Raw genomic sequence first — 16379 nt, 5'->3', positions numbered from 1 at the left:
AGCACGCTGGGCATCAGTGACCGACAACGGCGGAATCTTCGGACCAGGACGACTCATACCCAAACCAACGACAAACCTCTGACTCAGGTCACTAGAGGCGGGGCCGCGGGCGGCGGCGGTCGCTCAGAAGTCGGCGGGCGGCAGCGGCAGGGGGAGCCCGGGAAGGCCGTCCATGCTCCGGGCGATGTGGTCCTTCTTGGCGAAGTACGCGCTCAGCGAGGCGTCGTCCTCGCGTGCGAAGCGCTTGCCGTGCAGGTCGCGGTCCTCGTCGTACGACATGAAGGGCACCCCGTACCCGCAGGAGTCACGGACGAGTTCGGCCGTCACCACGATGATCGCGCGCAGCCCGTGCAGGGTCGGGTCGATGTCGGGGAAGTGGGCGAGCAGTTCCTTGAAGCGCGGGTCGTCACGGAAGACGGGCTCGCCCCGGCCGTGCACCCGCACGATGTTGGGCGCTCCCTGGAAGGCGCACCACATCACCGTGATCCGGCCGTTCTCCCGCAGGTGGGCGATGGTCTCGGCGGTGCTGCCGGCGAAGTCGAGATAGGCGATCCGCTGCTCGTCGAGCACCGCGAAGGAGCCCTTGAGGCCCTTGGGGGAGAGGTTGACCGTGCCGTCGCCGACCAGCGGGGCGGTCGCGGTGAAGAAGATCGGCTGCTGCTCGATGAAGGTGCGCAGCCGGCCGTCGATGCGTTCGTAAGTCTTTCCCATGTCTAAGGATTATGTGAGGAAAACATTCGCTTGTCTAACGAATGAAACCGGTCCGGGGTGGACCTGGGGTGGACCTGGATGCACCCCCGCCCGGGTGCCGGGTGCAGTGTCCGGGGCCGTCGTGCCCGGCATCGTCGTCCTCGTCGGGAAACGGACGGACGGACGGGCGGGACGGTCATGGCGAGGGCGGACGGCGTGGAACGGGTGGGGCGCGGTGGGACGTGGGGGGCGGCGGGGGTGTTCACCGCGGTGGCCTTCGTGGCGGCCGGGGCGCTGGGGGCGGTACAGCCGGCCACCGGCGTGCCCACCGAGGTGGTGCAGCTGACCCAGTTCGGGCCGGCCGCGGGGGTGGGCGTGATCGCCCTGTACCGGTGGAGGCGGACCCGCGAACTGCTGCGGGGCGGAGGCCGGCGCGGGGGCGGCGGGCGCGCGGTGGCCCTCCTCGGGTCGGCCCTCCTGATCGTCGCGCTCGCCGTGGGCGCGTACGGGACGCTCCGCGGGGGCGTCGGCTTCACGCCGCCGGGGGCGCTGCACCACTCCTTCGCCCTGATTGCGGCGGCGCAGCTGGTGGGGGCCTGCGGTGAGGAGATCGGCTGGCGCTGCTTCCTCCAGCCGCTGCTGCGGACCCGGTGGGGGACGCTCGTCTCGTCGGTGACGGTGGGCGTCGTGTGGGGTGCCTGGCACGTACCGGTCTTCGCGCAGGCCCCGGCCTACGCCGCGGGCTTCCTCGTCGCCACCGTGGCCATGTCGGTCGTCCTGGGCACGGCCCTCGACGGTACGGGCGGTCCGTACCGGCTGCTGCTCGCGGGCGGCTTCCACGCGCTCGTCAACCTCGGACTGCTCCTCTTCATGGACGAGGAGTCGGGGGCGGTCACGCCGATGCTCTGCTTCGGGCTCGCCTGCCTCGCGGTGGCCCTGGCGTGGGTGGGGCGGCGGCGCGCGTCGGCGGCGGCCCCGGCCCCGGCGCCCGCGCCGGAGGCCGTGCCCGCGCCGACTACCCTGCACGGGACATGAGTTCGACAGCCGCCCGCTCCCGCGCGGGGACCCTCCATGCCCTGACCGCCGTCGGCCGCTGCCACCTGGCCGGACTGCTCGGCCTGGCGGTGGTGGCCTGCGTGGGGCCGGCCGTCGTCGGCGCGCTGCTGTTGCTGCCCGTCGGAATCGGCCACCGGCTGCTGCCGCCCGCCGCGGCCGTGCTGCGCCGGTGCGCCGACCGGGCCCGGGAGCGGGCCGGGCGCTGGTCGGGGGTGCCGGTCAGCCCGCCCGCCCCGCTCCCGCGGACGGCGGGGGCCCGCGCGGTCCTGGCCGACGCCGGGTTCTGGCGCGACCTGGGCTGGGCGTGGCTGGAGCCCCTGGCCGGCGGCCTGCTGCTCGCCGTGCCCCCGTCGCTCCTCGTGTACGGGGCGTTCGGGGCGTTCGTCCAGCCGTTCGTGTGGCGGCTGCTGGGCGACGGCAACTGGTACGGGTTCGTCCCCGTGCGCGGCACCGTCGGCATGCTCGCGGCGCTGCTCCTGGGCCTCGCCTTCACGGCCGCCGGTCTCCTCCTGGCCCCCGCCGTGCTGCGCCTGCACGCGCGCTGGAGCCGGCTGCTCCTCGCCGCGCCCCGCACCACCGAACTCGTCCGCCGCATCGACCAGCTGACGGACACCCGGGCCGTCGCACTGGACGAACGGGCGGACGAACTCCGGCGCATCGAACGGGACCTGCACGACGGGGCCCAGGCCCGGCTCGTCGCGCTCGGGATGCGCCTCGACGGCGCGACGCGCCTGCTGCACGATCCGCCGGCCGCCCGCGCCGCGCTGCTGGAGGCGCGCGAACTGTCCGCACGGGCCCTGGAGGACCTGCGCGACCTGGTCCGGGGCATCCAGCCGCCGGTCCTCACCGACCGGGGCCTGGGCGACGCCGTGCGCTCCCTGGCCCTGGACAGCTTCCTCGACGTGCACGTCGAGGTCCGCCTGGCGGGACGGCTGCCGGCCGCGGTCGAATCAGCCGCCTACTTCGCGGTCAACGAGCTGCTGGCCAACGCGGCGAAACACTCCGGCGGCGACCGCGTCGACATCGTCCTCACCCACGGCGAGGGGCGGCTGAGCGTCACCGTCACCGACGACGGGCGCGGCGGGGCGGATCCCGCCCGGGGGACCGGGCTGCTCGGCGTCCGGGCCCGATTGGCTACCTTCGACGGGAGCCTCGCCCTGCACAGCCCGCAGGGCGGACCGACCACAGTGACCCTGGAGATCCCGTGCGCGTCGTCCTTGCCGAAGACCTCTTCCTCCTGAGGGACGGCCTGGTCCGCACGCTCCGGGAGCACGGCTTCGACGTCGTCGCCGCCGTCGACAACGGCCCCTCGCTGCTGCGCGCCCTGGTGGAGGAGAAGCCGGACGTCGCGGTCGTCGACGTACGCCTGCCGCCGACCTTCACCGACGAGGGCCTCCAGGCCGCCCTCGAAGCCCGCCGCCGCCACCGCGGGCTGCCCGTCCTCGTCCTGTCCCAGTACGTCGACCAGCTCTACGCGAACGAGCTCCTGGCGAGCGACGACGGGGGCGTGGGCTACCTCCTCAAGGACCGGGTCACCGACACCGGCCAGTTCGTCGACGCAGTACGGCGCGTCGCCGCGGGCGGCACCGTCCTGGACCCGAAGGTGATCGGCCGGCTGCTGTCGCGCGGCGACGCCCGGGGCACCATCTCCGCCCTCACCCCGCGGGAACGCGACGTCCTGGAACTGATGGCGGAGGGCCGCTCGAACGCCGCCGTCGCGGCGGCCCTGCACTTCAGCGAGAGCGCGGTCGCCAAGCACACCGCGAGCATCTTCGCCAAACTCGGCATCGCCCCGTCCACCGAGGACAACCGCCGGGTCCTGGCCGTCCTCGCGTACCTGCGCCGCTAGGGGGTGTCTGACGGATGTCCGTGCGCCGCGGAGATCCGTCAGATACCCCCTAGGCCGCCCCGGCCGGCTCCTGCCGGGGAAGGAACCGGTGTGGCCGTACAGGACCCCGCAGGTCCGAGCGGGTCGCCGCGAACTCCCGGCTACAGGGCCTCGGCGGTGGCGCGCTCGTACAGGGCGCGGACGTCGTCCCCGAAGTAGGTGCTGTACGAGGTCTCCTCGTCCCCGCCCCCGTCGCGACCGCCGATCACCCCGATCAGCGTGTGCCCGCCGGTCAGGACGGGGCCGCCGCTGGTGCCGTTCGGCACGTCCGCGCAGTCCAGTCGCAGCTGCGTGGGACCGTCGGCCACGGCGGTGTTGGAGCACGCCAGCGGCTGCTCGGTGTCGTTCGGGTAGCCCACCAGACGGGCCGGCGCGGGCAGCGGGGGCCGGAAGCGGATGGTCTGCGCCCCCGTGACGTCCTCCAGCCGCAGGCCCGGACGGCCCGGCCGGCGTACGCGCAGGAACGCCACGTCGTGGTCGGGGTCGGAGGACTCCGCCCAGCGGGGGTCGACGTAGATACGGGTGGGGACCCACACGCCGTAGGGGGCCGTACCGTCCTCGTAGCCGGGGACGAAGGCGAGGTTGGTGCGGAAGCCGCCCGCGTACACGCAGTGCGCGGCGGTCGCGATGAGGTCCCCGCCGGGGGAGTGGACCACGCTCGCCGAGCAGTGGTGGTCGGAGTCCCAGTCCTCACCGGGGGAGAACAGCGCGCCGATCGCCGGCTCGGCCGGCGCGGTACGGGCCTCCAGCGGGTCGGAGCGCCGCCACGGTTGCGCATCGGCCGGCGCGGCCTGCGCGAGGGCGCGGGTGCCCTCACGGGCTCCGGCCGGTTCGGTGAGCCGCTCCAGCGCGGACGCGGCGGCCTCGTCGGCCAGCGCCTCGTCCTGGACGTAGCGGCCGCGCGCCGTGTCGCCCTCGGCGACGGGCCCCAGCAGGGCGCGCAGCTCCGAACGGTAGGACAGGCCCGCGGCGACGAGCGCGCAGCAGAATCCGGCCAGGACGCAGAGCCGTACCGCCCTGCGGCTCACCGTGCTGCCGACCATGTGGTGCTCCCGCCGTCGAGGATGTTCCGTCGCTCCGTTCGACCGGCGCAAAGGCGACAAGAGTTCCCGAACCGGAACGTGTTGGTCCTCACAGCGTGCGGACCGCCATCTGTCGTCCTTCCACCCGTCACTCAACTCCCCTACGCTCCAGCCGACTTGAACCAAACAGTCGGACGGGCGAACGGGAGCCGAAAGCATGAGCATACGGAAGCGGACTACGGGCGCGGTGGTGGCCTCCCTGGCGGCCCTGGGGCTCGTCCTGGGCACGGCCCCGGCGGGGGCGGCCGGAGCCGGGGGCGCGGCGGCCACCGCGGACCTGTCGTACGCGGGCTCGACGGGCGTCGGGGTCCACAACGCCTACGAGAAGACGAAGTACCCCTACTTCGCGGACGCCCTGGATTCCGGCGCGGCGATGCTGGAGCTCGACGTGTGGACCAACTTCTTCGGCAGCTCCTGGCGCGTCTCGCACGACAACCCCTTCGGCAACGACAGCAACTGCGAGAACGCCACCAGCCCGGCGCAGCTGCGCACCAAGTCCCGCAACCAGAACCTGGCCGGGTGCCTCTCCGACATCCGCAGCTGGCACGACGCCCACCCCGGCCACCGCCCGGTCGTCCTGAAGCTGGAGCTCAAGGACGGATTCGCCGCCAACCTGGGCCGAGGCCCCGCCGAGCTCGACGCCCTGCTCTCCGCGAAGCTCGGCGACGCCCTCTACCGCCCGGCGCAGCTCGCCGCCGGCCACCCCGACCTGGACACCGCCGCCCGCGCCGGCGCCTGGCCCGCGCGTTCCGCGATGGCCGGCAAGTTCCTCGTCGAGCTGATCCCCGGCACGGTCGAGGAGGGCAACGCCGCCGACAAGCTGTGGACGGACCGGGAGTACGCCGAATACCTGCGCTCCCTCGCCGCGGCGGGCCGCCTCTCCGAGGCCGCCGCCTTCCCGGCGGTCCACCGCGCCGAGGCGGGCGACCCCCGCAACCGCTACGCGGACGCCACGCTGCGCCCCTGGTTCGTGGTCTTCGACGGGGACGCGGGCGCCTACGCCTCCATGGACACCTCCTGGTACGACCGCAACCACTACTTCCTGATCGCCACCGACGCCCAGAACGTGTCCCCGGCCATCGACGGCGTCCACCCCACCGAAGCCGAGGCCCGCGCCCGCGTCGCGCTGATGGCGGCCCACCACGCCTCGATCACCTCGGCGGACTGGTACCCCCTGCCCCAGGTCCTGTCCACGGTCCTCCCGCGCGGCTGAGCGCTCACCCCTCGGGATCCCGCGGGTCCCGTCGCCGCAGGGCGGCCCGTACGGCACGGGCCGCCCACCAGGTGAGCGAGGCGGCGACCGTCGCGAGGTAGCCGCCCAGCACGTCATGGGCGAGCAGGTCGAAGGCGCTTCGAGCGAGTGAGGACATGCCACCACCGTGGCGTCCCTCGCGGCCCCGAAAACGGGCGGGGCCGTTCCGCGATATCCGTGCGCCGACCGCGGCCGAACTGGAATGCTCGGGCACGGCGACGAACGGCGACGAACGGCCGAGGACAGCCGGGAACGACGCAGAGCGACGGAGAGCGGCAAGGCGGCGGCGGGGCGGCGCCGCCGCGCGACGGACGGACGGGGAGCGAGCGGTGGGGCGAGCAGGCCGACTACGGCTGCCGGATCTCGAACCCGGGCCGGTCCTGCGGCTGAAGCAGGCGCTGCACGAGATCCACCTCCGTGCGGGAGCGCCGTCCATCGGGGAGATCGTGCTGGACACCGGCAGGGTCCACTCGCGGTCCGTGGTGCACGGGGTGTTCTCGGCCCCGGCGGCTCCCCGGCGCGACCCGATGGCGACGGTGGCGGAGGCGCTCCTGCGCCGGGTGCGCAACGCGGACGTGGAACGCGAGCTGGACCGTCTCCACCTGCTCTGGCAGGAGGCGTGGGCGGCCGACGCCCCCGGGACCGGGCCGGTCGTCGACCCCGGCCCCGCGGCCGGCCCCGCGGCCGTCCCCGCCGGCGCCGCCGACGACGCCGGTGGCCGAGGCCGGAACGGCCGGCTGTCGGACCTGTTCGGCCTGTGCGGCTGGTCCAGGGGCGAACTGGCCCGGCTCGTCAACCGGCAGGCAGTGGCCATGGGGCACGCGCAGCCCGCCATCGACGGACCACGGGTCCGCCGGTGGATGGAGGACGGAGAGGTCCCGCGCGCTCCGATCCCGATGGTGCTGTCGGCCCTGTTCACCGAGCGGCTCGGCCGCGTCGTGACGATCGAGGATCTCGGGTTCCCGCTCTTCCCGGGCCGGCCGAAGAGGGAGCCCACCCCGTCCGACCTGCCATGGGCACCCGAACGCACCGCCGCGGTCCTGACCGAGTTCAGCGGCATGGAGCTCATGCTGAACCGCTACATGGTCGTGGACCCCGGCAGCGCCGTGATGCTGGATCCTCCGAGCACCTCGGAGAAGGTGGCGCTCGCCACTCATCCCCTTCCCTCGTGCGCCCTCTGTGGCACTCACCCGTTCGAACCGCTCCTGTCGCCCGCCGGGGCCAGGGCGGGGGTCTGCCTCGCCTGCGCCGGAGAACTGCGGCGGATGCGGCGCCGGGACCGCTGAGACGCCCGGCCCGTCCCGCCGGGGAAGGCGTCGGGACGGGCCGGGCGGGTGGAGCGGGGTGGGTCAGGCCGACGGGGTCAGCTGGACGGTCGCCTGCGTGGCGGACTCCTTCAGGATCTGGAGGTGGGTGCCGGTGTCGGGGACCTTGACGCCGAGCTGGGGGAGTTCCGGGTTCCAGTACGAGCCGTGGCGGTCGTCGAAGGCCGGGACGCCCGGGCGGGAGGGGATCACCAGGGGGACGCCCGCCCGGTGGAGGGTCACGCGGTCCGTCGGGCGGGTGGAGAACGGCGCGTCGAAGGTCTGCGCGCGGGCGTTGAGGAGGGAGCCGTCAGCGAACCTCAGCGGGTCCGGCCGGGAGTCCACCGGGAGGAGGAGCCCCGCGCCCGGGTGCGCCTTGGTGGTGTTGTCGCTGTAGGCGGTGTCCCAGAGCCAGACCAGGACGCCCTGCTGGTACGGGTAGAACTCCACCTTGTCCCCGGTGAAGCCGAAGTTGTACGGACCCGTCTTCAGCAGACTGCCGTAGCCCGTGTACCGCCGGTTCTCGACGAAGTAGGCGCGCGGGTGCTGCTCGCTGCCCGTACGGCCCTCCGTGCGCGACCACTTGAGGGCCGTCCAGCCGTTCGCGCCCTGCTCCGCGCCGTCGCGCAGCAGCTCCCTGCCGTCGTCGGCGGTGATCCGGAGGTCGTCGAAGGCCGCGCCGCGGCCGTGCGTGTTGCCGTCCGAGGTGACGCGCAGGCGCAGCTGCACGGAGGTGCCCGCGAACCGGTCCAGCGGTACGGTGAGTTCGGCCCAGCCGGCCGAGGTGCCGGAGAGGCCCTTGGCCGGGACGGGGGCGCCGTTCACGGTGCCGGGCAGGGCGGTGAAGGTCCGGCCCCCGTCCGTGGAGGCCTCCAGCGTCACGAAGTCGAAGTCCTGCTCGGTGTCGTACCAGACCCGGGAGGAGAAGACGGACCGCCCGGCGGGGAGGTCGACGGTCCGGGTCAGGGTGTTGTCCATGAAGTCGCCGGTGCCGCTCCACCACTGACTGGCGCCCTCGTAGGGATCGGCCAGCTCCGTACGGGTCACCGACGGCGGGAGGTGGACCAGCAGGGCCTGCGGATCGGCGGTGTTGTAGCCGGAGACGCCCAGCACCGCCCGGGTGCGGCGCCCCGCGTCGGCCTCCGTGTACTCCAGCCAGCCCAACTGGAGCTTGCTCCAGGGGTCGAGGTCACCGGGGAACTCGCCCGTGGTGTTGCGGCCCTTGCCGAGGTAGGACGCCGAGGACATCAGCGACCAGAAGTTGACGGAGTTGTCCCCGTCCGAGCTGTAGAGGTCCGGCAGCCCCAGATCGTGGCCGAACTCGTGCGAGAACAGGCCGGCGCCGCTGTTCTCGCCGCCGGTCAGGTAGTCCCCGGCCCAGATCCCGGTGTCCCCGACCGGGGTGCCGCCCGCCTTGTTGCCCTCGGGGCCCGCGGTGCCGGCCTGGTTCCAGTACGCGAACCAGCGGTGCGCCCAGACGGCGTCCTTGCCCTGGGCGCCGCCGCCCCAGGTCTGGTCCTTGCCCGCGTGCACCACGACCAGGTGGTCGAGGTAGCCGTCCGGCTCGTCGAAGTTGCCGTCGTGGTCGGCGTCGTAGCGGTCCCACACGTCGTACTCGGCGAGCTGCGCCTTGATCTGCTCGGGCGTACGGCCCTTGGCGCGTTCGGCGTCGTACCAGGCGGCCGTGGCGTCGCGGATCATGTCCCAGTTGGTGCGGCACTGGCCGGACTCGGTGCAGTTGTCCGTGCCGTAACGGGCCTCGTTGTAGGGGAGCTTGACCCAGTCGGTGACGGTGCCGTCCATGTCGTACCGGCCGGAGGACTGGGTCCGGTAGTAGGCCCGCATGCTGGCCGAGCCGGGGTCGGTGGAGAAGAACTGCCGCTGGTAGGAGGCCCGGTCGAAGTCCTTGCGCCACAGGGTGTGGTTGTCGTCCTCGGCGGGCTTGCCGATGGTGTTGTGCAGGGGCCCGGGGGTGCCGCCGAAGCGGGGGTCCGTCTGGTCGCCGAACTCGGCCAGGATGACGAAGACCTTGTCCTTGCGTTCCTGGGCGAGTTCCACGTACTGCTTGCCGACCTTGGCCGTACGGGGGAGGGTGCCGTCGGCCTCGGCGCGCAGCCCGGACGGGGCGCCGCCCGCAGCGACGTCCTCCAGGGCCTGCCGGCGCAGGGCCTGGCGCTGGAGTTCGAGGGGGGCGGGCGGCGGAGCGACCGCTTCCCGGTCCCGCGGGTCGCCCGCGGCCGTCGGCGGCGGGGTGGCGGGTCGGGCGGCGGCCGCCGCGGGGGAGGAGAGGAGGGCGAGGGCGGCGAGGGATATCGCCGCTCCCGTCGCGACAAGTCTGCGCAACGGAGGTGACCTTTCGGGGAGTTCGGTCCGTAGCTCGAAGCGCAGGTAATATTTCACATGTGACAGTTGACCGCTAGGCATCGGGCGGGAGTCGGAGGGCCAGTGCCGCGCAGTGCCCCTCCGGGACCGTCACGTCCGCCAGGGACCACCCCGGCATCCGGGCCGGGGCCGGGCCGGTGCCCACGTAATCGGCCGCCGGGTCCTCCGAGAGCCCCACTCCCAGCCCCTTCAGATAGGCCTCCTTGCGCGTCCACACCCGGGTGAAGGCCAACGGCCGCGCGGGGGCGGGCAGCAGGGCCAGCTCCGCGGCCTCCCGCGGGTGCAGCACGTCCGCGGTCTCCGCGATCACCTCCGGCCGCACCAGCTCCTCCACGTCCACCCCCACCGGGGCGTCCGCGAAGGCCAGCAGGCTGATCCCGGTGCAGTGCGACAGCGAGAAGTGCAGGGCCCCGCCCGGCAGTACGGGACGCCCGTGCGGCTCGTCGCAGTGCGCGCACGGCGCCCGCTCCACGGTCACCTCGCGCGGGGCCAGCCCCAGGTACGCGCCGAGCAGCCGGCGCAGGGCGACGTGCGCGCAGACGTAGCTGTCCCGGTCGGCCGCCAGCGCGAACTCGGCCGCCCGCGCCAGCTCCTGGGCGTCCAGGGTGCCCGGCGCGTGCCGGGCCGCGTGGTCCCGGTAGGCGGTGGTGTCCACCAGCCACAGCTGCGGAGCCGCGGCCACCAGGACCGCCCGCGCCGGACCGGGGTCCGTCAGGACGCGCGGCAGGCGCGGCAGGCTCGGCAGGCGTGGCGGGGCCGGCGGGGCCGGCAGGGGCGGGGCCGGCAGGGCCGCCCCCGCCGCCCGCGGCGGCGCGTTCACGCCGCGGCCGCGACGGGCAGCTCCGTCACGGCCGGCTCCTCGGTCCGCGCCGGGTGGCGCAGGGCCAGTACCGCGGCGACCGGGGAGACGAAGGCGATCGCCCCGCACACCAGCCAGGTCGTCTGCACCCCGAGGACCAGCGACAGGGAGCTGAAGACGGCGATCGAGACCGGCGCCGTACCGATCCCGGAGAGCGAGAGGGTCGACATCGCGGCGCCCATCCGGTCCTCCGGCGCGGACTGCTGGTACAGGGTCACGATGGCGGGCCCGTTGAGCCCGGACAGCAGGCCGACCCCGGCCGCCACGGCGGTGAGCGACACCACCGAGGGCATCAGCGCCATCACCAGGATCCCGGCGGCGAGCCCGGCCCCGGTCACGACGAGCCGGACGAACATCGGGATGCGGTGCGCGAGCGCCGCGCCGACCGCACTGGAACCGAGCGCTCCCACGCTGAACGCCGCCAGGACGACGCCCACCGCGCTCACGCCCCAGCCGCGCTCGGAGACCAGCAGCGGCAGGGCCACCTCGGCGGGCCAGCTGAAGGCCATGTCCAGGCAGAGCGCGGCGACGAACATCCAGCGCAGCCGCGGGTGGCGGGCCAGCAGCCGGAACCCGTCACCGGAGCGCTTGACCAGCGACACCCCGGGCTCGGGTTCCGGGCGGACGAAACCGTGGGTCACGTGCAGCAGGCAGCCGAACCAGATCGCCCCGGTCACCGCGCCGGCCAGCAGTGCCACCCACAGCTGCCCGACGGTGATCAGGAAGGCCCCGGCGGGGGCGCCGAGGATCGGGGCGACGCGCAGCACCATCGCGTAGAGGGAGTTGGCGCGGGCCAGCTGCTCCCCCCGGGCGAACAGGGGCAGCAGGACGCCCGAGGCCGGTCCGGCCAGCCCCAGCAGCACCCCCTCGACGAGCGCGATCACCACCAGCGGCCACAACTGCTCTGCGGTGGCGGTGAGTACGGATCCGACGGCCAGCAGCGCGACCCGCGCGGCCGTGGTGCGCAGCAGGACGAAGCGCGGGCCGAGGGTGTCGGCCACCGCCCCGCCGAAGATCAGCATCAGGGCCCGCGGCACGGTCGCGGCGAGCATCAGCAGGGTCACGGCGCGGGTGCCGCCGAGCTGGACCGCCGTCCAGTTCATGGCGATGAGCAGGGCGAAGCTGCCGAGCTGGACGGCGGCCTGGCCGCCGACCAGGGAGCCGACCCGGCCCCACTGCACGCGCTCGGGGACGGTTCCTTCTACGGGGGATTCCATGGTGCACCTTTTGTCTGCGAGGGGCGGTGGACGGTCAGGGTCGGGGCCGGGCCGTCAGCGCGACGGCGACGGCCCGGCGGGCGGCGCGGGTGAGCCCCGGGGCTCCGGGCGCCGGCCCGTACGTACGCAGTTCCAGGCGGCCTCCGAGGTGGCCGAGCCCGGCCTCGGCGAGGGCCCGGGAGGCGGCGGCGCACGCGGCGGCGCGGGCCGCCCGGCTGGCGGTGGCCGTGGCGGTGGCGGTGGCGGTGGCGCGGGTCGCGCGGGCGCCGGGGCCGGGGCCACGGCCGGCCGCGGGGCCGGGGCGGGGGGAGCGGGAGGGCGCCAGCGTGACCCCCGGCGCCTCCCCGAACCGGAACCGCGCCTTTACGACCCCGCCCCGACGGCTGCCCCCGGGACGCCCGCCGGGCCCCGCCGGGCGGGGGTTCACGACGGCTCCGGGACCGGCAGCGGGGCCGGGCCGGGCGCCGGTGTGCGGGGGGACCAGAGGTCCTCGGGGGAGAGGTCGGCCGGGCGGTACTTGCCGACCGCGCTGACCAGCAGCCGCACCTCCAGGGCCAGCGCCTCCACCAGCCGGACCAGCCCCGACGCGGGGTCCTCGTCGACGGCGAGCAGCGCGGCCCGGCCCAGGCCCACGGCCGTGGCCCCCAGCGCCAGGGCCCGTACGGCGCGGCCGCCCTCCCATATCCGGCCCGAGGCGAGCAGGTCGCCGGCCGGGCTGCCGATGCGGCGCAGGCATTCGCCGAGCGGCAGCCCGGCCGCTTCGAGGAACACCCGCGGCGCCCAGCCGGTGCCGCCCTCCGCGCCGTCGACGGTGACCGCGTCCGCGCCCGCCGCCCAGGCCGTGGCGGCCGCGCGGGCGATGTCGCGGCCCGGGTGGAACTTCACCCAGGTGCGGGCCAGCGGGAAGTTGTTCCGCATGAACCGCAGCTGCTGGCGCACGATCTCCTCGGTGAAGGTCCCCGGGGTCGCGCACCGCAGCAGCCGCCCGTCGGGGTCGCCCAGCAGGTCCCGTACCGCGAACCGGCCGCCGAGGCGGTCGGCCTCCGCGGCGCCGACCACGGTCATCCCGCCGAGGCCCGGCTTCGCGCCCTGGCCCGCCTTCAGCTCGAAGCCGAGGCGGCCCGAGTCGCGCAGCGGGCGGCTGCCCGGGTCGCTGTAGAGGAGGTTCCACACCTCGGAGTCGGCGTCCTCGGTGGACTGCTGCACCACCACCCCGCCCACCCCTTCGGGGAGTTCCCCGGCGTACGCGGCCACCCGCTCCAGCAGCGCCGAGCTGCTGCCGTAGCCGTGCACGGGGACCATGTTCTCGCCGATCACCATCGGGATCCCGAGCCGTGCCGCCTGCCGGGCGGCGGCCACGCCGAGGTCGCCGCTGCCGGCCCGGGTGGAACCGAAGGCCGACAGGTACAGCGGGAGCCGCGCGGTGAATCCGCCGATCCCCGTGCGCAGGTCGACGTCCTCGTACGAGGGCTCCCGGCCCAGGTCGATGAGCTTCTCCAGCCGCCTCGGCATGAACACCGGCGGCACCACCCGCAGTTCGTCCAGTGCGTCCGCGGTGTCCGGCGCGGTGGCCGGGGCCGCCCCGAACAGCGCCGCCCCGTACTCCCCCGCCGGCGGGAACACCCCGGCCGTTCCCGCCCGCGCCCGGGCCCGTACCGCCTCCTGCGGGAACCCGTCCGCCCGCAGCCCGCTCACGGCGCGATCACCCCCGGCAGCTTCGGGTAGGCGCTGACCTGCCACAGCGCGTCCAGGCCGGTCAGGAACCGGACGAGGCGCTGCAGGCCCATGCCGAAGCCGGCGCTGGGTTCGATGCCCTCCCGGGCCAGCTCCAGGTACCAGGCGTACTTGGCCGGGTTCTCGCCGCTCTCCCGCATCCGGGTCACGATCGCCGCGTACCGGCTCTCGCGCTCGCTGCCGCTGACCAGCTCTCCGTACCCGCCGTGCGCGATCAGGTCGAAGTTGCGCAGCACGCCCGGGTTCCCGGGGTCCTCGCGGTCGTAGAAGCCGCGCGATCCCTTCGGGTAGTCGTTGACGAAGAACGGCCGGTCCGCCTCCAGGGAGAGCACCTTCTCGCCCGCCCAGTCGATCTCCGCGTCGGGGCTCTGCGGATGGCCGTGCCCGGCCAGCCGGGCCACGGCCTCCGCGTGGGTCAGCGCGTCGAACTTGCCCTGCCGCAGCTCCGCGAAGTCCAGTTCCTCACGGCCCAGTTCGCGCAGCAGGTGGGGCACCGCCGTCCACACGTGCTCCACCACGTGGGTCAGCAGTCCGGCCGCGACCTCCTGCGCGTCCTGCCGGGTGCCGCCCGCCATCTCCACGTCGATCTGGTGGAACTCCACCAGGTGCCGGCCCGTCCCCGCCGTCTCCGGCGGCTCCACCCGGACGTTCGGCGCGATGTAGAAGAGTCTGGGGAAGCCCCTCAGCGAGGCCTGCTTGTAGAGGATGGCGCTCGTCATCAGCTTGTACGGCTGCCCGTAGTAGTCCACGTCGAGTGCCTTCGCGCCGCGCCCGCCGGGGTCGGTGACCGGTCCCACCAGCGGCGGCAGCAGCTCAACGAATCCCGCGCCGCGCAGGAACCGGCGTGCCGCGTCGAGGACTTCCTGCTGCACGAGCATCGCGGAGCGCAGCCGCGGCGACCGCAGGTGCTCACCGAGCGGGGGAGGGGTGTGCGGGTCCATGGCGACTCCTGATCGTCCGAAGGGGGTGGTGGGGGTGGCGGTGGGGGTGGGGCCGTGCCGTGCCGTGTTCACGCGCGGGCCCGGGGTCCGTCGTGGCGCCGGGCCACCGAGCCCAGCGCCACCAGCAGTCCGTCCGCGGTCAGGGCCCGGCCCGGCGGCGCGCCCCGGTACGGGGCCGCCGGCATCGCCCCGACCTCGGACCAGCGCAGCCGCCCGTCCGCGTCGACGAAGCTGCGCGAGCGGCCCGCGTTGTCGGGGTGCAGGCAGTACGGGACGTCGAGCACGCCCCGCGCGAACGCGGTGCGCAGCGCCCGCCCCGGGTCCTCGGCCAGGTCCAGCACGGCCTCCACGAAGGCACGGGCCTCCCGGTACACCTCGCCGTCGGCCGGGCCGGGCGGACCGGCGGGGTGCTCGCACAGGGCCGCGGCGGCCGCGGCCGTCTCCAGGGCCCGTACGTTCTCCTGCACGGTCGGTATCCGGTGCGCCTCGGCGGCGGTCTTCACGATCAGCCGCTGCGCCCCGGACCGTACGGCGAGCCGGGCCGAGGCCTCCAGCAGCCGGGTCGCGCCGCGCGCGGTCCGCGGGAAGACGCCCATGTAGGTGTAGAGGACGACGTGCCGGTCCACGCCCGCCGGCAGGAACTCGGCGGCGAGGCGGCGCAGGGCGCGGACCGCCTCCTCGTCCTGCGCGGGGTCGGTCTGCTGGGCGTAGCTGAGGGAGACGCTGCGGATGCCGTGCCGGACGAAGAACAGCCCTTCCAGCAGGCTCAGGGCCACCAGCAGTCCGGGAGGGCAGAGCTGGCCGAGCATGCAGCCGCCGAAGCTCTCCAGGTGCGGCACCCGCGGGGCGGGGACCAGCTCGGCCAGCAGTTCGCAGGAGCGGGCCCAGTTCTCCACGGACTCGGCGAGGGGGGTGCGCCCGTAGGGCAGGCAGTAGGAGACCGGGCCGCCCTCGGTGGCGTCCAGTCCGGCGGCGGCCAGGGCCCGGACGATGGCTTCGGGACGTGAGGAGCCGTGCCGGACCTGGACGGGGAACGCCGGGCCGCGTACGCCCTCCAGCAGGGCCCGCGTGAGGCCGCTGGAGTGGGTGGTGATGGGGTAGCCGTTGAGCGGGGTGCCCTCGGCGAGTGCGGCGCGGGCGGCGTCCTGATCGCCGACCCGGGTGTAGCTGTCGATGGTGAGGGTGCCGACGGTGGTGGCGACGGCGTCCTTGGTGCGCTCCAGGCCGTCCCGCATCCGGCGCGGGTCGCCGAAGCCCATGCGGGGCTGGACGACGAGCTGTCCGGAGGCGGCCGCGCGGGCGACGAATCCGCCGAAGGAGGCGTCGGGCGCGGCCGGTTCCCGGGCCGCCGAGGGGGCCAGGAGGGTGGCGCCGCCGCTCATGCCACGGCCTGCCGGGCGGCCCGGCCGCCGCCCGCGAGGAGGTCGAGGAAGTCCCGCAGGGCGCCGGTGTCCCCGTCGTCGAAGACGGCGTCGCAGCCCGCGTCGAGGAGCCGCCGGCGCAGGCGGGGGTCCGGGACCCCGGCGACTCCCAGCTTCCCGCCGATGACGACGGGCAGGGTCACACCCGCCCGGCGCAGCGCCAGGACGGCGCCGAGCCCGTCCCGGTAGCCGTGTCCGTTCACGCTGCTGACGACCACCAGGTCGGGCCGGCCGGGCCCGTCGGCGGCGCAGGCGCCGGCCAGCAGGCCGTCCGGGACGCAGGGGCCCAGGTTGTGGACCCGGTGTCCCAGCTCCTCCAGGAAGAGCTGGAGGTAGACGAGGTTCCAGGTGTGGGAATCCGATGCCGTACCGCTCAGCAGGATGTGCATATTACGTCGTCGCATACGAGCAATATAGGAAGCGGGGGATCCGTCGAGGGGAAGTTGCTGCGGCAGTATCGGGGAATTGCCGGGCGGCTCGGCGGGGAATTGTCGGGCGGTTTCGGCGGGGAATGCGTAAAGCCGTGTCCCACGGTGCGGGACACGGCTTTCCT

15 protein-coding genes and 1 pseudogene are annotated in these 16379 nt (G+C 74.6%); 5 read left to right on the top strand and 11 right to left on the bottom strand.

Going from position 1 to position 16379, the window contains the following annotated elements:
- Positions 1-123 precede the first annotated feature (123 nt).
- Entirely contained in the window at positions 124-711 is a 588-nt protein-coding gene (locus tag ACZ5D2_RS33435; RefSeq protein ID WP_371676037.1) for a pyridoxamine 5'-phosphate oxidase family protein, read from the bottom strand.
- Positions 712-888: 177 nt separating this feature from the next.
- On the opposite strand from ACZ5D2_RS33435, the gene ACZ5D2_RS33430 reads away from it, so the two are divergent.
- Genes ACZ5D2_RS33430 through ACZ5D2_RS33420 form a run of 3 tightly spaced genes read left to right on the top strand, consistent with a single transcriptional unit; the run spans position 889 to position 3595 of the window.
- Positions 889-1725, top strand: coding sequence for a lysostaphin resistance A-like protein (locus ACZ5D2_RS33430; protein ID WP_468934647.1), 837 nt, complete (start codon positions 889-891; stop codon positions 1723-1725).
- A complete protein-coding gene (locus tag ACZ5D2_RS33425; protein WP_468934644.1) occupies positions 1722-2987 on the top strand; it encodes a sensor histidine kinase in 1266 nt (421 codons plus the stop codon). The genes ACZ5D2_RS33430 and ACZ5D2_RS33425 overlap by 4 nt, the downstream gene beginning before the upstream one ends.
- On the top strand, positions 2951-3595 hold the full coding sequence (locus tag ACZ5D2_RS33420) for a response regulator transcription factor (protein ID WP_371676034.1): 645 nt from the start codon (positions 2951-2953) through the stop codon (positions 3593-3595). The genes ACZ5D2_RS33425 and ACZ5D2_RS33420 overlap by 37 nt, the downstream gene beginning before the upstream one ends.
- A gap of 140 nt (positions 3596-3735) precedes the next feature.
- Here the strand turns inward: ACZ5D2_RS33420 and ACZ5D2_RS33415 are convergent, their stop codons facing one another.
- Positions 3736-4677 (bottom strand): trypsin-like serine peptidase, encoded by a 942-nt coding sequence (locus ACZ5D2_RS33415; RefSeq protein WP_371676032.1) that lies wholly within the window; start codon positions 4675-4677, stop codon positions 3736-3738.
- Between the two features lie 196 nt (positions 4678-4873).
- Between ACZ5D2_RS33415 and ACZ5D2_RS33410 the strand changes: the two genes are divergently transcribed.
- Complete coding sequence (locus ACZ5D2_RS33410) at positions 4874-5929, top strand: phosphatidylinositol-specific phospholipase C domain-containing protein (RefSeq protein WP_371676031.1); 1056 nt, start codon at positions 4874-4876, stop codon at positions 5927-5929.
- Between the two features lie 4 nt (positions 5930-5933).
- Here the strand turns inward: ACZ5D2_RS33410 and ACZ5D2_RS33405 are convergent, their stop codons facing one another.
- Positions 5934-6086 carry a hypothetical protein gene (locus tag ACZ5D2_RS33405; RefSeq protein ID WP_371676030.1) on the bottom strand — a complete coding sequence of 51 codons (153 nt, stop codon included), beginning with the start codon at positions 6084-6086 and terminating at the stop codon, positions 5934-5936.
- A gap of 619 nt (positions 6087-6705) precedes the next feature.
- On the opposite strand from ACZ5D2_RS33405, the pseudogene ACZ5D2_RS33400 reads away from it, so the two are divergent.
- A pseudogene (locus ACZ5D2_RS33400) lies at positions 6706-7077 on the top strand (DNA-binding protein NsdB); the annotation flags it as partial.
- A gap of 240 nt (positions 7078-7317) precedes the next feature.
- On the opposite strand, the gene ACZ5D2_RS33395 reads toward ACZ5D2_RS33400, so the two are convergent.
- The 8 genes from ACZ5D2_RS33395 to ACZ5D2_RS33360 form a co-directional block, all read right to left on the bottom strand.
- On the bottom strand, positions 7318-9615 hold the full coding sequence (locus ACZ5D2_RS33395) for an immune inhibitor A domain-containing protein (RefSeq protein ID WP_468934637.1): 2298 nt from the start codon (positions 9613-9615) through the stop codon (positions 7318-7320).
- A 73-nt stretch (positions 9616-9688) separates the two neighbouring features.
- A complete protein-coding gene (locus ACZ5D2_RS33390; RefSeq protein ID WP_468934634.1) occupies positions 9689-10474 on the bottom strand; it encodes a 4'-phosphopantetheinyl transferase family protein in 786 nt (261 codons plus the stop codon).
- Entirely contained in the window at positions 10471-11730 is a 1260-nt protein-coding gene (locus ACZ5D2_RS33385) for an MFS transporter (protein WP_371676027.1), read from the bottom strand. The genes ACZ5D2_RS33390 and ACZ5D2_RS33385 overlap by 4 nt, the downstream gene beginning before the upstream one ends.
- 34 nt (positions 11731-11764) lie before the next feature.
- Positions 11765-12157: a hypothetical protein gene (locus tag ACZ5D2_RS33380; RefSeq protein ID WP_468934630.1), complete on the bottom strand. Its 393-nt coding sequence runs from the start codon at positions 12155-12157 to the stop codon at positions 11765-11767.
- Positions 12154-13425 carry a glutamate synthase-related protein gene (locus ACZ5D2_RS33375; RefSeq protein ID WP_468934627.1) on the bottom strand — a complete coding sequence of 424 codons (1272 nt, stop codon included), beginning with the start codon at positions 13423-13425 and terminating at the stop codon, positions 12154-12156. Before ACZ5D2_RS33375 ends, ACZ5D2_RS33380 begins: the two co-directional genes overlap by 4 nt.
- Positions 13422-14405 carry an asparagine synthetase A gene (locus ACZ5D2_RS33370; RefSeq protein ID WP_371676024.1) on the bottom strand — a complete coding sequence of 328 codons (984 nt, stop codon included), beginning with the start codon at positions 14403-14405 and terminating at the stop codon, positions 13422-13424. The genes ACZ5D2_RS33375 and ACZ5D2_RS33370 overlap by 4 nt, the downstream gene beginning before the upstream one ends.
- Positions 14406-14473: 68 nt before the next feature.
- Positions 14474-15787, bottom strand: a complete 1314-nt coding sequence (locus ACZ5D2_RS33365; protein ID WP_371676023.1) for a methylaspartate mutase — start codon at positions 15785-15787, stop codon at positions 14474-14476.
- A complete protein-coding gene (locus ACZ5D2_RS33360) occupies positions 15784-16230 on the bottom strand; it encodes a cobalamin B12-binding domain-containing protein (protein ID WP_371676022.1) in 447 nt (148 codons plus the stop codon). The genes ACZ5D2_RS33365 and ACZ5D2_RS33360 overlap by 4 nt, the downstream gene beginning before the upstream one ends.
- Positions 16231-16379: the final 149 nt, after the last annotated feature.

It is taken from the genome of Streptomyces sp. NPDC031479, assembly GCF_055581065.1.
This window is presented reverse-complemented; position numbering and strand designations above follow the sequence as displayed.

Bases quoted from the DNA above. Each gene is read 5' to 3' on its own strand.
- ACZ5D2_RS33435 (WP_371676037.1), bottom strand. From the start codon at position 711: ATGGGAAAGACTTACGAACGCATCGACGGCCGGCTGCGCACCTTCATC.
- ACZ5D2_RS33385 (WP_371676027.1), bottom strand. From the start codon at position 11,730: ATGGAATCCCCCGTAGAAGGAACCGTCCCCGAGCGCGTGCAGTGGGGC.
- ACZ5D2_RS33410 (WP_371676031.1), top strand. From the start codon at position 4,874: ATGAGCATACGGAAGCGGACTACGGGCGCGGTGGTGGCCTCCCTGGCG.
- ACZ5D2_RS33415 (WP_371676032.1), bottom strand. From the start codon at position 4,677: ATGGTCGGCAGCACGGTGAGCCGCAGGGCGGTACGGCTCTGCGTCCTG.
- ACZ5D2_RS33365 (WP_371676023.1), bottom strand. From the start codon at position 15,787: ATGAGCGGCGGCGCCACCCTCCTGGCCCCCTCGGCGGCCCGGGAACCG.
- ACZ5D2_RS33425 (WP_468934644.1), top strand. From the start codon at position 1,722: ATGAGTTCGACAGCCGCCCGCTCCCGCGCGGGGACCCTCCATGCCCTG.
- ACZ5D2_RS33370 (WP_371676024.1), bottom strand. From the start codon at position 14,405: ATGGACCCGCACACCCCTCCCCCGCTCGGTGAGCACCTGCGGTCGCCG.
- ACZ5D2_RS33360 (WP_371676022.1), bottom strand. From the start codon at position 16,230: ATGCGACGACGTAATATGCACATCCTGCTGAGCGGTACGGCATCGGAT.
- ACZ5D2_RS33405 (WP_371676030.1), bottom strand. From the start codon at position 6,086: ATGTCCTCACTCGCTCGAAGCGCCTTCGACCTGCTCGCCCATGACGTG.
- ACZ5D2_RS33430 (WP_468934647.1), top strand. From the start codon at position 889: ATGGCGAGGGCGGACGGCGTGGAACGGGTGGGGCGCGGTGGGACGTGG.